The organism is Aquincola sp. J276 (genome assembly GCF_024700035.1).
Taxonomy (GTDB): domain Bacteria; phylum Pseudomonadota; class Gammaproteobacteria; order Burkholderiales; family Burkholderiaceae_C; genus Aquincola; species Aquincola tertiaricarbonis.
Genome location: NZ_JAJONC010000001.1, coordinates 3,541,780 through 3,556,264, shown reverse-complemented (window position 1 = coordinate 3,556,264; position 14,485 = coordinate 3,541,780). Strand labels below are relative to the sequence as shown.

Sequence of the window (14,485 nt, the reverse complement as noted above, 5' to 3'; positions counted from 1 at the left end):
GCACCGCTGCTATCCCAGCAGGGCACGAATGGAAGACATCGTTCAGCACGCTCACGCAAGAGACGACGCTGGGAAGACTGGTAACACAACGTCCGACCGCGTAGAAGATACGCGTCGTGCGACAAGAGGGCCGGACGTGCTAAAGAATGACTGGTCTCAGCGAACGCGGCAAAGCGGCGGGCAACAAGTCCGCCGCTTCAAAGACGCCACGAAGTCACGAGTTGGGTTGCTGGCGCGATGTCAGCCCACCGGGTTAATGAAGTACTCGCGCAATCGTAATATGCTTAGTTCAACTGATGCGAGACTAATGCGTTACAGAGCCGGCCCTAGGCGTACTGCAACAGCAATTCCTCATATTCACGAAGTACTTTATCCCAAGTAAAGTTTTCTGCGAACCTTCGCTTACTCCCCTCAGCCATTGCCCTTACGGCTTGGCTTCCATCCAAGGAAGAAGCTTCGTCGAACAAACGTGCAATGGAATCGGCATCTCGAAAATACAAAGCCGACTCGCCGGCAACCCACCGATTATACTTGTTATCGTGTGCGATTACCGCATTTCCAGCACCCATGGCCTCCACAAGCGACGGATTGGTTCCACCGACCTGGTGCCCGTGCACATAGGCTCGGGAATAAAACCGCAGACTGCCAACGACCTCATTGTCATAGATTGCGCCCAAGAAGCGTACTTCGGGACTTGCCGCGTCTAGGACTCTCCGGTGATAGGTGTTGGCCGGATCATAATTCCCCAAGACCACCAGAACCTTGCCTCTCCGTCGCAGCGAAAATCCCCGAACAATCTCAAGCAACGAATTTTCCGGCTCTGGGCGTGCGATTACCGTAAAGTATTCGCGCGGCGTGAGCTGAAAGTTGTGGATCAATTCCACAGGGGCCGCTAATATATCCCTCGCCCCATAGGGCACGGTGGTAATCTTTTTGGCATCCACGCGTGTGGTCAGGTGGCGTTTGATCTCTGGATGATCGGCAACCAAGTGGTTCCCAATGAGACATCCCGCCCAATCATTCAGCCAAAACCATAACTTCGCGGGAGCGCTCCACTTCTCACGCTTCCACTCAACGCCATCCATGTTGATTAAATTGCGCACTCCGGCCAAGCGAAGGCGAGCGCAAAAAATGGCCGTGTTGTACCCCAACGTCAAGCACAGGTCTTGATGACGGGCAGCATGCGCCGTTGCATGCCAATCAAAGACGATAGTGCCTCTCGGGCCAGACTGAGAGACGGGAATACTAACCCTCTCAACACCCTCCCACACATCAGTTACGATCCCTCCAACCCCATCTACTTGGCAGTAAACCACCACGCGCCAGCCATTCGCGACGAGGTACCTAGAAAGATGTTCAGCAAAAGTCTCGAAACCACCATGTGCTGCTGGCACGCCTCTGATTCCGAGAATGCGAAGAGTCTTCTTCATGTTGTGAACGGCTTAATGAAGCGTTGACGCGCTCGCCTAGTGATCTGCTGAACGACGCAAAAGATTGCTCCTGGATCGCTTACAACTGCGCTCGCAGCAGCTGCAAATTGTCTTCGCCTCAGCGGTGAGATAACGTGATGGTAGCGACGCAGCACTTCTAATTCCGCGAGTCTGCGCTCAAGAGCGGATTTCAGGGCGGGTTCGTGCTGAGCATCCACCGTGTTCAACACTCTTTGGTTGAGCTGTATGACGCGTTCCACGAGCAGCAGGTGGTTTGTCGTCAATGAATTTGTTTCGCCACGCCGCAGTCTGTATAACGCGTCAGGCACGGCAATGAACCGGGCGCGGGCCTGCAGTAGCTGGAAGTACAACAGGAAATCTTCCCCATATTTTGTTTCGCGATCGTACTCAATTCCGTGGCGTGTGAGGAATTCCCGCCGGATTAGAGCCTTGGCGACACCAATTTCGTGTTTAACGAAAAATACTGGATCCACGACCCGCACTTCTGTTACAGGCACACCGTATTGTGAAAACCAATCACCGGTTACGCGCTGCGAGCCATCCTCAAATACCTCAAGATTGTCGATAACCGCATCGGCGCTCCGTATCTCTGCCGCACTCAACAGCGCGTCCAGACGCCCGGGTTTGAACTCATCGTCAGCGTCCAAAACTGCAACCCAATAACCACGCGCGGCGGCTAAGGCTCGATTTCTGGAAGCGCTAGGGCCACTGTTGCGCGAGTTAGCCAACAGGCGAACACGGCTGTCAGAAAAGCTCGCAACGATGTCACGGGAGGCGTCCGTAGAGGCATCGTCCACGACAATGGCCTCCCACGATTGCATCGACTGGTCAACCAGTGAATCCAGCGCTGCCCTGATATAACGAGCAGCGTTGTAGCAGGGAATTAGCACCGATACAACTGGCGTTGCCGCAATCATCTCGCCACTTTCGTATATACAGATTCCACGCGCTCTATATGGGCGTCCGGGCTGAATCGGGCTTCAGCGGTGGAACGACCCGCACGGCCCATTTCAATCGCGAGGTCGGGGTTCCCGTACAGTCGCGCTATCCGTTGCGCCAGCAATTCGGGATTTCCCGGTGGCACAACGTATCCATCATACCCATCAGTCACTATTTCGGGCATGCCGCCCATGTCAGAACAAATGACAGGACGTCCCAGCGCAAACGACTCCACTAATGTAAGGCCGAAAGTCTCATACCATTCCGACGGCGTCACAGTACAAATCGAGCCACGTATCAAGCTATGTAACGCCGCTCCAGACTGAAATCCCACCAGCTTGACATTCGTGAGGGAATGCTGACCAATATAGCTTTCCATGGCGCCTCGTGCTGCGCCCTCGCCGGCAATCACGAAAGCGACCTCCGGCAGAGTCCTAGCGGCCTTCAGCAGTGTCATCAAACCCTTAATCAGCTCAAGACGCCCGTAGTATAAAATATAAGAGCCTCGGTCCGAGGTCGGGGTAAAACGCCTCGCATCCACGAAATTATGTATCGTAGTGACCTTGTTCGCTGGGACACCTAGACTAATGACTTTCTGTCTGAGGAATTCGCTCACAGCTATAAAGTGGTCCACGCCCGAAACTGCACCGTTCGCATGTGCAACATACGTTTCGATAGCGCTAAGCGCAGATCGCGCAACAGAGCCACGATTACAACGCTGCACAATCGCACGATAAAACTTATGGCCGTCGCATCGCTCGCACGGTTCCCCGTTTGCGACAAGATGAGACGTAGGACACACCACCCTATATTCATGCAGGGTTTGAACGACCGGCACCCCCCCTCGCTTCAAACTGTTCAATATCGACGAGCTCAACTGCCCATAGTAAATATGTAGGTGAGCAACGTCAAATTTCTTTGTCGCAAGCATTGCAGCGAGATTTTTTGCCGCGCCCCGGTTGTAGACAAACCGAATTAAGTCATTAACCCTGGGCTTTTCGAAGTCCACAGGCGGCGGGAAAAAACTGGAGTCGGCGGTGGGCAGATTCTGTGAATGAGCAGCGGCGAAGACATGCACATCATGGTTTCGCTCCCGTAACATCGTGCCCAAATCAAAAAAGTACTTATCTGAGCCGCCACGGACATAGTGATTCTGCCCAACGTTCAGAACGTTCATGGAGCCGCCGTCGCGGCAGACTGCAGAATACTGTCCACATACTCCTCAGATGCTTTCTGAAGAGGTAACCGGCGCTCGCCTACACTTGGATAATCGATGTCCTGCAACAGTGTCTGCCCAATGGTATTGGACCCGTTGACTGCCCGTCCTTCCAATCCAAACAGCTTAAGCAAATGTTGGATTTTTGGTTTCTTCGCGGCGAACGACATGAATTGGCGCCCGTAGAGGATTGAGAAGATCGTTCCGTGGAACGTATCGGTTACGACATACGACGCGTTTGCCATCAGCGATAAGAAGGCAAACGGATCTGCCGGCAACACGTGGTCGCACCAACTGTTGTTGAAACCTGGCGAGACAGTCGTCAATTGATTACTCCGCGCGAACGCCTGCACCTCCGCGATCTGTTCGGGGGCCAGGCCGTACGTGTAAACGAGCAGGTAATTCTTCAAAACCGGCGCGCCCTTGAACCGCGACCAATCAAGCAGGAACGTCGGATCGAGAACCAACGTTGGTACGCGTCCTGTTAGGGCCGCCGCAATCTCATAGGTTCGCTCGTCACGGACGGAGACATTTGACAGGCGCGCAAGTCCACGCACCGCGAATTCCTTCGCTTGGACTTCCTGGAGCGTGGAATCGCTTGAGCTAGGCGCGTAAGAAGCTATAACTCGCGAATTAATGTCCAGGCCGAAGTATTGCGGTAGCGGCTGAAATGTCGGGTTGCGAACGTTCCATATCTCGTCACTGCCCAACACAGCAAGGTCATACCGCCGGTCTGGCAACGTGCGCTCAATACGGAGCTGCTCCCAGGCTTTGCGGAAAGCTAGGAATTTAGCAAAGTTGAATGTCAACGTCGACGGTCGCCGGGAAACCAGCGTTCTATATCGTGCCCTGCGCGCGGAGAACGGCTCGAAGTCGACGACCACTACATCGTGCCCCAGGCTACGAATTTTCTCTTGTGTAGCGTACGCTTGGAGAAAAGCACCGTAGTTGAAAGCACTGTACAGCGTAAATATCCCAACCTTCATAGTCAACTTTACCTCTTGGCGGACTATCTCTTAAGTATCCGCGCAATGCGGCCCATTACCTTTTTTAGGTAGTACCCCTCAACGAATTTCCCGAGCTTGTACTGCAACTCTATGCGTCGCGTTATCGGCTTCATGACGTTGTAAAAGTGCTCGATGCTACCGATCCTTTTGGCTTCCGCAAAAGCCGCATGACTGCCTAATTCGGACTGTACACGCAGGCGAACCAATCGCCGACGCCACGCGGGCACGGCCCGAGAACCTGGTGCGATGCGCTTCTTCGGAGCCCACGATTTCGAGCGCTGCACGTCGGCCAGGCGGACAGACAACCCGTCCCACCTATGCCGATAATTGCCATCTTGTGTGCGAGCGACCAAGTCCGGAGATAGCGATTCTAATTGCAACTCCCCGGCCGTCAGACCTTCATTCAAGATAGCTAGCAGCTCACCATTTCGACATACAACGACGTTCGTACCCTGCCAAACCTTCGAGTACTGTGGCAGCCAAGCGTCGCCAAATGCAATGTCGGCTGTTTCAGCCATGATGTCGTCGCAGAAATCGCACGATCGCAGCTGAAAAAAGGCATGACCCCAGTTATTACCGTAGAACTCAACCGATTCCTTGGTGTTACTCTGACCAGAAAGACGGTCAGTTGCCTTGATGTGGTAAGAATTCGACTGTATCTCTGGCTTCTTGACTCGGAAGTCGATCTTCTCCAAACGGTCGGGCTGAATACCGAGTTGCCAGCCGAGCAACTCCGCGAAACCGCTGCTCTTCATGTGCCCACACACCAGTCCCACGGTATACCGCACGCGTTGCCTTAATACTGCATCCTCGTTCTGCAACAGCCGAACCGCCTTTATAAAGCACGGGACACCGACGATCGCAACACGACGGTCGCTATTAGCCACCTGCCTAAGGATTTCGGACATCTCCACTGCGTAATAACGGCTCTTTCCTCGATCGGCCAATGCACCCACGGACGTACTTATGCAATATTTAAACAGCTGATCTTTGGATGTAGTTGGCTCCACATGGATCACTGAGTCGACCAGTCCACGTGCAAGCAGAGCTTGCAGCAACCACGTGGTAAGTCCACCAGAACTAGAGTTCTGGACAACTTCGTCGTCGACGATTCGTCCAGCCAGCAAACCGTTCGGAAGGAAGTAACCCAGCCTGCGGTCGTGAAGCGCGGCCGTCCCCTGGAACTGGGCTGCTGCCAGGTGATCCTCGTTTTTCGCATCATCGGAAAACGGGCACACAGCGGACGCTCGTTCTTTTTCCGCCGGCGAAAGCCCGCGAAGATCCGCTGTGTACACACCCATCGGCGTCCACTCGACTTTGGATCGGCCCGCGGTAGCGAACGAACAGGCCCCGCAGCCGACGCATACGCCGTTCTCAATTACACGATCAATACTCATAGACGTCTACCAGACAAAAATCGGGGCAGGCAACACCCTATTAATCGATTGCCTTTCTTGCTGCTCGAACGGTTTGAGAAAAAAACATAGAAGCGCGTAGACGCCAAGCGATATTCCGCACCCCACCATGTCGCTAAAAACTGCTTGCGTAGCGGGAAAAATATACTCCACTCCACTGCCTGCAAGCCAAGCCGCCAACCCGCCCACTAGCAACTTGCCCAACGAGATCCAAGGAAGTGACGCACCGCCGCCGTGCCGCTTGATTGCCCAGCGCATAACGCAGATAGCTACGAGCTCTCCTGCTAGCAACACTGAGATGAGTAAACTGGTGCGATCCACCAAACCGAGTGCAATCGCGGAAAAGAACACAGCCAGGCCAGCGACCAACGCGCTAAGCACTGTTCGCCCGTCCTCCAGCGTAACCAAAACCAAATTATGGCAAGTTCGAGTGGAAAGTAGAGTGATGTATAGAAGCAGTCCCGCCACCGTCGTGCCGGCATCTGCAAAACGACTTCCAGACGCAAGCAACATCAACCGGTCACCCACGAGGACTAGAGCTACTACTGCCGGGGTCAAAATAAAAAGGTTCAGCTTGAGGACGATCCTAAACAAAAACGTCACTCTAGTAGTTGTGGTGCGCCCGTGGTGTGCCGCCGCCACAAAGAGCGGACGGATCAGCCCCATCAGCAGAACCGTCGGTAAATACCGCTGGACTACCGATGCAAGAGCGATGCAAAAGGCAAACTTCGCAGCAAGCTCGCCGTCAAGCACTTTTGCGCCAATGACTTTTGCCGCCTCGAGCCCCCATAACATGCCCACAAATTGCGCTACGTAAACTGGCGCAGAGTACCGCCGTATCCTTGACCAATCGAATACTACTGGTTTTACCCCTTCAACCTCTGTAGCGCTGCCAACTTGGTGTTGACCGGCTATAAAGAGGGTTGTAGTAAACAGCAGACTAGCGACCGAGCATGCGCCCTCAATAAGCAGCCAGCCACGTAGTGTTACCTCACCATCGAGGAGGACGGATGCGCCTATCAAGGCCAACACCCTTAAACAATTGCGCCACAAAAGCGACAATTGCGACCGCTTTTGCTCAAGCACGGAGTCAAAGCCAGTCTCAAAAAATCTGCAGGTTGCCTCACAAAGGAAAATCAAACAGAACAACGGCAGCACATCCCCAATTTCGGGCGACCCAATCGATCGGCCAATGAGCGTTGATCCGGTAAGCAGCGCCGAGCAAAATAATAGTGTTGCTGCCAAACGCAGGACAACCAGACGGCGAACAAAGAGATAAACCGCTGGCAGACCCCATTGGATTCGCAAAGCGGGCACATACCGTTCCAGCGCAGCAATTAATCCGACACTCGAACCCAACACTCCTATTTCGAGTAGCCCGTTTAGCGCGATGTAGATCGCGTAATCGTTCGCGTCAAGCGCGCGTACGAGAAGCAACAGCCATAGCAACCCGATGGCTAAACCGATGGTGCGTCCGACCGCAAAATGTTTAAGCGCGCGATTGAGTCGTCTTCCGGAATACGCCTCGTCCTGTTGGCTCGGCGTCAATTCGCTTCCACCAAAGAAAAAACCGAGTTTGCTTCCGCACAGTAGGAGCCATCGAAGTTCTTGGCGGTGCTCACTTTTTGTGTAATCTGGTCGCGACGAGACTCTGTATTTTCTGCACTTCGGTCTTCGCTTGACACAGCGCGCTCCACAACAGTGCTGGTTAGCACCTTCTCGCCGTTTTGATCAATCACCCGGACGTTCACGGAGCTTGAAGACCTGTTCACGCCGAGAACCGATTTTATCGAGTCGTCACCGGTGCCCATGACGACGACCCGAACGTTATAACCACCGGCGTACTCAGGCTTCCGAGAATCCCGAAGCGTGGATTTGTACACGTCACTGAGAAACGCCTCGCGAAGCGTCTTCAGCGCCCAATAGACCGGGGTTGGGTATGCAGCCCCTGAGCTGTCAACGCGTAGGAGTTGCCACGGACCAGCCATTCCTAATGCATGCCAATTCGACATGACTACGTTTGGCATCGAAATGATGCCTAACTGGAAGTCGGCCGTCGACACGGCCCCGCCCACGCCCGTGGCCATAAACCAGTTTTGTTGCCACGGTCCCGTTTTCGGCATTGACGGCCATCGTGCATGCTCTGTGATATACACGTCGGGACTGCCACCAACTGATTTGAACGCCTGTGAAAACTTGTCCGTGTAGCGCAAGGCGTCCGGAACGGTGATTCCGTCGTAGTACGGGTGGATGGCGATCCCGCTCACACTTCGAGCTAGCGTGTCAGCGACTGCGCCGTTGAAGTCTTGCAGGCGACCGTCTTTCAATGCCCAAGGCGCAGTCGCACCGTGAACAACCAACTTCGCCTCAGGCGCTGATTTGCTGACTGATGGTATAAGACTAGCAACTCTTTGCGCGTAATCGGGGCCACTCCAACGATAGGGAGGCCAATCCATTTCATTGCCAAACTCTAGCGCAATCAAGCGACAAGACCTTCCGCCGACGCAGCCAAACACGTCAGCACGTTTCAAGGTGTTTAACGCAGAATTGACCTGCCTATCCGCCTCGGCGGTATGATATTCCCCCGCGGACTTGCCTGCTATGTTCAGCGTAATGAGCGCGACGCCATCGACTTCGGAAACGAAGCGAGCAAACTCTTTGGGGCCGAACTGGAGTTGGGCGCGCCGATCGAAGTCAGCGAGCTGTTGAGCGCGCGCCTTAGGATCTAGGCCGGCTCCAGTCCAGTCAAACCAGTTAGAAACGTTACCGCCAGGGTATCTGTAGGACGCACCCGCGAATGGCTGCAAGAGCGCAATAACATCCGATCTCACCGCCCCAGTCGCGTCAGAGTGGCCGATTTGAAAATCGCGCCACGGGACGTTGAACCCGAACACGGCCTTGGGCACGTCACGGCGGATGCGCTTACTGGTGTCTACCTCCACGACGACTGTGTCCTTCGCCGGGCACGCAGCAAACGAGTACGGCAGAAGCAGCCCTGAACAGATTGTGGCAACGATCGCGCGCAAAGACGTTCCTGTCATCGCCGGGTTCTGTTCGCTGCGTGGGCTAAACCAACCATCATGGCGGGGAGCACAAAAATTCGCGGATCTTGAAATGCAGGTGACGTGGGCGATATAAAGAGCACGTATAGGCAGCCGCAGCCGGCTAGCAGCCAGAGGCGCCTCGAAAGATCGTCGGCCGCAACGGCGCGCCGCAGGCAAGCTAGAACCAATGCCAAGTACGATGCTCCAAGAAGAAGTGCGCCAATGACCCCGCTTTCAGCAAGAGAATTTGGCCAATAAGTGTCCAGCAGATAGTCTTGTTTGCCGAACCACCAATACCGCCCGAAACCAAGATCGTAATAAAAGGACAAGTCGAACTTCTCAGCACCCGCCCCGCCATAGGTCCCCAGCCCCGAGCCGAAGGGCCAATATTGTCTGGCCACATTAAGGCTGCCTACAAATATTTGGGCGCGTGGGTGCTCGACCGTATGAAAGTTCCCGATGCCCCACATACCGGCCTCAGACAAAAGGTTGTCTGAGAAAACCAGCCAAAATATAGCTGCAGCCGCCACCCCGATAATAGCTGCGCCGATAAGTCGCGCCGGAACTCCTTCGCGACGCTTCAGGAGATACATGACAATCATTGCAAACAGGCAGGCTGCTAACTCCTGGCGTTGGACGGAAGCGACCATAATCGAGAGGTAGGCGGCGACTAGGAGCGACCATCCCAGTTTCGGCTTATCTGTGAGACCTACCATTGCGTAAGAGTAGAGCGCGAAGAACGCTGCGTAGCTGGCCATGATTGAAGGGTGTTCGAAAACTGACATCGCCCGCGACGGGAATATGCCAATAGGATCGAACGTCCCTCTCACACTGCCGCTGGCGGCGAATACATTGAAGTAAATCCCGGGCAACGCCCATTCCACCGCAATGACAGCGACGATGACCAGCCAACTCCACTTTGCCAACGCACCGAAAACTCGCGAAACGCCGGAACTCCATCCGATTGCGAAACCGAGGCACACCAAGAGAAGTGGCTTGAGGTCGGACGCGAACTGATACGCAGCGGCGAGGTAACGCGCGCGACTGCCGATAGTCGACAGCGACGCCCAGAGCAAAAAACCAGCGGTGAAGATGAGAAAGGGGAGGAAGATGCGGTCACACCGCGCAGCTGTAATAAGTCCAACGAACCCAAATAGCCCCAGGATCATCAAACTCAGCTGCCACACACCGGAGAGTCCAATACCGGCTGTTTTCGTGAGGAGGCTTGAAGTAACCTGCAGCAGCACTATTCCCCATAAAAGGATCGATCCGCGTGCGCTCCCCGCTTGGGTAATAAGCAAGATAGCACAAACGCCCAAGCACACCGCTGCAGCTGGTACTGCGGCGATGGCGCCCACAAGTGGGATCGCCGCAGCTGAAACGAGGCTGAACAAACACAGCAGTGCCAGCCACCCAACCGGTAACCTCGGTTGCAAGCTCACGCCGTTATTATTCATCCCGACTCCAAGTGGCAAAGCGTACTTGCAATAACTAACCGGCTCGCCCGAACACTCTAGCCCGCGCATCTCCAGAGAGTTCGCCGTACAACGAGCGAATGAACTCCTCATTGAGCCTCAATCCGACGGAGTAATCTGACGAAATGGTTGAAATGCGCACCAGCATCCCGTCCGGAATCCAGCCCTTCAGTCCATAGCGCATCTGGGCGAGCTTTTGCTGGGTACCCGAAACGACTGCATGCTCGCCGGTGACCATCCAGTAGGTAATCGGCTCAGACCTCGGGCCAAGTTTCGCCAACAAATTCCGCACAGGCAACTCGCGTTGCGCCAGCGCGATTCGCGCTGTTGTGTCACCGGATATTTGGAAGCCTTGAGCGGGATAGCACACTTCAGGTCGATGTGCTTTGGTGGCATCCGACTGGTCGCCACCATAAGCCACCGACAGCATCACTCGATCACGGCCGGCACGTACGTAGGTGCGAGTAAGCACCTCGTTGTATAAGCTGTCGAGCACTGCCTGAACATTGGGCGGTGTAATTACCGCAGGGGTGAGTTCGTCAACAGACCAAACTCCCGCTGCAATTTCTCTGGGGAACAGGGCTGGCAACTTTGGCAGACCCATCACGTCGGATAGATGTCTCTTGGGTCGAATCAACTCAGCGGTCGCAGCCCCGCCGATCATCAGACCTGACATAACCAGAGAGCGCCTCGTGAGATTCATGTTGACTGCTCCCGCCCGAACGTCACCTTACGCAGTACTGAATCCGTCACCAGCATGAGCATCAGTCCCACAAGGAACAGCACCATACCTGCAAATCCATGGACGAACCCTTGTCCCGCCTCGTCACCCATATGAAAGGTCACCAACACCAATATCATGACCCGCACGACGTTGGCAATAAACGCGATCGGGATTATCAGAGCAGCAAGTGCGACATTCCTGACGACAGACGTCGACCTCGTAAGGTTTAGGTATAACAGGCCCAGCGCCTCCAACGTGAACATTGAGTTAAGTCCGGCGCAGGCGTCAGCTACCAAAAGTTGGTATTGTCCTACGGTCAAGACAACACCCGCTCGTCCGACTGGATATCCAAGGAAGTACAAAACATTGGCTGCGACGGCTGATACGACTGACTTCAGTGGCCCAGTTACTGACGCCACCAATACTTCCGGGAGCGGCACCATGAAGAGCAGAAAGAACAGTGGGAACCAAGCTTTACGAAGTGCCGTTCGACCTCCTAAAGCTAGGATAACTGCACTAAGTACAAGGATTTGAGAACCTACCTCAAAGAGGAGGATCGCTTGGCTTCGCCCGACGACATACAGAAAAAGTCCGGCGGCCATGAAGAAGGTCACGTGCCATGTGGTTCCAGTGGCATTCGGCAAAAGGATGTCGTCCCGCCTGACATACAGCAGATACAGCGCGACGGCTAAGATGATCGGGCCATGCCCCTGTTCGTCGCTGGCCCAAACGGTCCCGACAAGATCCGCATAGGTAGGCAGATACAGGCAAAGGAAGCCAACTGTCAACACCAGCAGCGGGCCGACTCGGCGGTGAGCGACCTGCTGAGGAACGGTTATATTATTCACAGGCTTCCTTGCGGCTGCAATTACAAATCGTTTATAACGACACCGACGACATTCATGGTAGCGTTGGAAAGATCAGAAAGCATTTCATGAAGGGCATCAACCCGCGCGCTGTTGCGCCTAGCGATGATTAGCCCCGCCCCGCATCGCGCCGCGATCACAGCGCAATCGCTGCCATAAACTGCCGCGGGTGTGTCGACGATGACGTGATCAAATTTCCCGATGAGTTCACGTATCAGGAGACCGAACGCGGGGCGCTCCACTAGCTCCAAAGGATTGGGTGGTGTTATTCCGACAGGAAGCACGAACAAGCTCGGTATGCCGGCAACCTGCTGTATTACTTTTGACTCAGAGCGTCCGCTCAATATCCCAGATAATCCACTTTTATTCTCAATCCCGAAAACCTCATGCTGCCGGGGACCGCGCATATCGGCGTCGATCAACAACGTTCGACCGCCTAACTGCGCTAGCGTCGCCGCGATGTTCGCTGCAAAGAACGTCTTCCCATCGCCAGAATCTGGGCTAACCACCGCAATTGCGGTTCGGGCACGCTCATCGTTATAAACGCGCATCATCAACTGGCTGCGGATCGCCCGGAAGCTCTCCGCTTGGTAACCGAATGGCGCATTGAGTGTGACAAGCTCCGGGCTCCCCACGCGGTTTTCGCCCGGTGCATAGGGATAATGGAACTGTTGTGACAACGCAAACAGCACGTCGTCAGAACTGGCCAGTCCCAATGCCACGGCCGCCTCTCCAAATCGCACGCCGTGATCGCGCTGATAACGCAGGACCTGCTCCACTTGCTCTGCGTTTAGGTTTCGCGATTCGGCAATGATGGAACCGATGGACCGATCAGCAAACGGGCCGCGCTCCTGCGCTCCGTCCCCACGCACAACTCCGGCGCCAACCCCGTCATCTATTCTGGACATTTCACCTCCTCAACGGCGCAGGAAGGCCGACAAGCCGTTGACTAACCAAAGCCGCTCTACGTTTCTGCTGGCTTGTGCGCCGTGCGTTTGGACGCGGTAGCAAACCGATCACAGGGAGTCCCAGGGCTTCATTGATGTCGGAGAGGGTTCGCACTCTGCGGTCCGTCATCTCCATCACCAGGCAGACAGCGACAGACAACACTGCGCCGAGCGCGGCGGCGATCGCCAGGTTCACCAGCAATCGCGGCGAGGAGTGTTCAAGGGGCGGTAGGGCACTTGTCAGCACATTTGCGTAACTCTGAGTAGCCTGCGACTCCAAGGAGCTTTGAGTTGCCCGCGACATAACACCATCGAAGTTTCGCTGCGCGCTTTCAACCTCACGCATCAACACTTGACCCTCATCGCGAACCGCTCTGAGCGAAAGAAGGCGCTGACGCTGCTCATCTAATTCCTGGCGCACCTTCGCCTCCCGCTGGCGATTGGCGTTGCTGTTGAGCGCCATGCTGCCGGTAACGCGTTGTGTTTCCGCGGAGATGCGCCGTTGCAGCTCCGCGATGTTGGCCTTCGCCTCAACCACTTGAGGATGCCTATCGCCTAGGCGCGAGGTCAGTTCTTGAAGTCGAGCCTCGTTCCGGCTAACGTCTGCTTTCAAGCCGGCAACGACTGGATTTGTGAGGACCTCTGACATTCGGTCCGCAGACACGCCCCCTGCTTGCGCTTGCCGGCTAGACGATTCGGATGCAATGGCCTGAAGTTGAACCAACTGACTTGTCAGTTCGCTTAATCGTTGGTTTTCAACATCCAACCGCTCATCCGTTGCGATAATTCCTTTTTCTCGCTGAAAGGCAGAAAGTTTAGCCTGCGCTGCTTCCAATGCCTCTCGTGCTTCTTTAGATTGAACGTCGAAAAAAGCACTGAAGCGCTTAGCTGGGTCCACCCGCAATTCCAACGTTGTCGCCAAGTAAGCTTGGCTAAACGCATTCACGAGCGCGGCGGCAAAACGGGGCTCCGGCGCTGTATAAGAGATCGAGATGATGTTGCTCTCGCGTGACGGCTGCACTTCTAACTTCTTTTGAAGAAGGGTGACAAGCCATTGTTCGGGAGTCCCCTTCCCCTCACCCTCGTCAAGCCACTGCGCGCGGATTTCGGCGCTCTCACTCAAACGGAGATCGCGAATAACACGCAGCGCAACGCGCTCACTGTTGATGATGTCGACTTGCGTGGCCATGAAACCTGGCGACGCCATCGCCGGATATTGAATTGCGGCAAGCGGGTCAGGCTTGGCATCGACGACCACGGACGCCGAAGCTTTGTACTGCTTGGGTAGCAGCAAGCTGACCATCAATGTCGACAGCAGGATCATGAGAAAGCACAAAGCGCCGAGCCAGCGCCGCGCTTTGAGTATTGCAAACACTTGCGTCAGAGTCATTTCGGGCCTCG

General features: G+C 55.0%; 12 protein-coding genes. All 12 read right to left on the bottom strand.

Annotated elements, in window-relative coordinates:
* Positions 1 to 326 precede the first annotated feature (326 nt).
* Entirely contained in the window at positions 327 to 1,430 is a 1,104-nt protein-coding gene (locus LRS14_RS16540; RefSeq protein ID WP_257800207.1) for a DUF1972 domain-containing protein, read from the bottom strand.
* The gene (locus LRS14_RS16535; protein WP_257800206.1) at positions 1,427 to 2,368 is read right to left on the bottom strand and encodes a glycosyltransferase family 2 protein; all 942 of its coding nucleotides are present in this window, start codon (positions 2,366 to 2,368) and stop codon (positions 1,427 to 1,429) included. Before LRS14_RS16535 ends, LRS14_RS16540 begins: the two co-directional genes overlap by 4 nt.
* Positions 2,365 to 3,567 (bottom strand): glycosyltransferase family 4 protein, encoded by a 1,203-nt coding sequence (locus LRS14_RS16530; RefSeq protein ID WP_257800205.1) that lies wholly within the window; start codon positions 3,565 to 3,567, stop codon positions 2,365 to 2,367. Before LRS14_RS16530 ends, LRS14_RS16535 begins: the two co-directional genes overlap by 4 nt.
* A complete protein-coding gene (locus LRS14_RS16525; protein ID WP_257800204.1) occupies positions 3,564 to 4,592 on the bottom strand; it encodes a polysaccharide pyruvyl transferase family protein in 1,029 nt (342 codons plus the stop codon). The genes LRS14_RS16530 and LRS14_RS16525 overlap by 4 nt, the downstream gene beginning before the upstream one ends.
* Before the next feature lie 23 nt (positions 4,593 to 4,615).
* Positions 4,616 to 5,914, bottom strand: a complete 1,299-nt coding sequence (locus LRS14_RS16520; protein ID WP_257800203.1) for a Coenzyme F420 hydrogenase/dehydrogenase, beta subunit C-terminal domain — start codon at positions 5,912 to 5,914, stop codon at positions 4,616 to 4,618.
* Between the two features lie 102 nt (positions 5,915 to 6,016).
* A complete protein-coding gene (locus LRS14_RS16515; protein WP_257800202.1) occupies positions 6,017 to 7,576 on the bottom strand; it encodes a hypothetical protein in 1,560 nt (519 codons plus the stop codon).
* On the bottom strand, positions 7,573 to 8,970 hold the full coding sequence (locus tag LRS14_RS16510) for a hypothetical protein (RefSeq protein ID WP_257800201.1): 1,398 nt from the start codon (positions 8,968 to 8,970) through the stop codon (positions 7,573 to 7,575). Before LRS14_RS16510 ends, LRS14_RS16515 begins: the two co-directional genes overlap by 4 nt.
* 95 nt (positions 8,971 to 9,065) lie before the next feature.
* Positions 9,066 to 10,514: a hypothetical protein gene (locus LRS14_RS16505; RefSeq protein ID WP_257800200.1), complete on the bottom strand. Its 1,449-nt coding sequence runs from the start codon at positions 10,512 to 10,514 to the stop codon at positions 9,066 to 9,068.
* 49 nt (positions 10,515 to 10,563) lie between these two features.
* Positions 10,564 to 11,250, bottom strand: coding sequence for an exosortase-associated protein EpsI, B-type (epsI, locus tag LRS14_RS16500; RefSeq protein ID WP_257800199.1), 687 nt, complete (start codon positions 11,248 to 11,250; stop codon positions 10,564 to 10,566).
* On the bottom strand, positions 11,247 to 12,119 hold the full coding sequence (xrtB, locus tag LRS14_RS16495; RefSeq protein ID WP_257800198.1) for an exosortase B: 873 nt from the start codon (positions 12,117 to 12,119) through the stop codon (positions 11,247 to 11,249). Before xrtB ends, epsI begins: the two co-directional genes overlap by 4 nt.
* 20 nt (positions 12,120 to 12,139) lie before the next feature.
* Complete coding sequence (locus tag LRS14_RS16490; protein WP_257800197.1) at positions 12,140 to 13,045, bottom strand: polysaccharide biosynthesis tyrosine autokinase; 906 nt, start codon at positions 13,043 to 13,045, stop codon at positions 12,140 to 12,142.
* 1 nt (position 13,046) lies between these two features.
* Positions 13,047 to 14,474 (bottom strand): chain length determinant protein EpsF, encoded by a 1,428-nt coding sequence (epsF, locus tag LRS14_RS16485; RefSeq protein WP_257800195.1) that lies wholly within the window; start codon positions 14,472 to 14,474, stop codon positions 13,047 to 13,049.
* Between the last annotated feature and the right edge of the window lie 11 nt (positions 14,475 to 14,485).

What these genes read in the sequence shown, in the direction of transcription:
- LRS14_RS16540 (WP_257800207.1), bottom strand. Translation starts at nt 1,430, where the DNA reads ATGAAGAAGACTCTTCGCATTCTCGGAATCAGAGGCGTGCCAGCAGCA.
- LRS14_RS16535 (WP_257800206.1), bottom strand. Translation starts at nt 2,368, where the DNA reads ATGATTGCGGCAACGCCAGTTGTATCGGTGCTAATTCCCTGCTACAAC.
- LRS14_RS16530 (WP_257800205.1), bottom strand. Translation starts at nt 3,567, where the DNA reads ATGAACGTTCTGAACGTTGGGCAGAATCACTATGTCCGTGGCGGCTCA.
- LRS14_RS16525 (WP_257800204.1), bottom strand. Translation starts at nt 4,592, where the DNA reads ATGAAGGTTGGGATATTTACGCTGTACAGTGCTTTCAACTACGGTGCT.
- LRS14_RS16520 (WP_257800203.1), bottom strand. Translation starts at nt 5,914, where the DNA reads ATGGGTGTGTACACAGCGGATCTTCGCGGGCTTTCGCCGGCGGAAAAA.
- epsI (WP_257800199.1), bottom strand. Translation starts at nt 11,250, where the DNA reads ATGAATCTCACGAGGCGCTCTCTGGTTATGTCAGGTCTGATGATCGGC.
- LRS14_RS16490 (WP_257800197.1), bottom strand. Translation starts at nt 13,045, where the DNA reads ATGTCCAGAATAGATGACGGGGTTGGCGCCGGAGTTGTGCGTGGGGAC.
- epsF (WP_257800195.1), bottom strand. Translation starts at nt 14,474, where the DNA reads ATGACTCTGACGCAAGTGTTTGCAATACTCAAAGCGCGGCGCTGGCTC.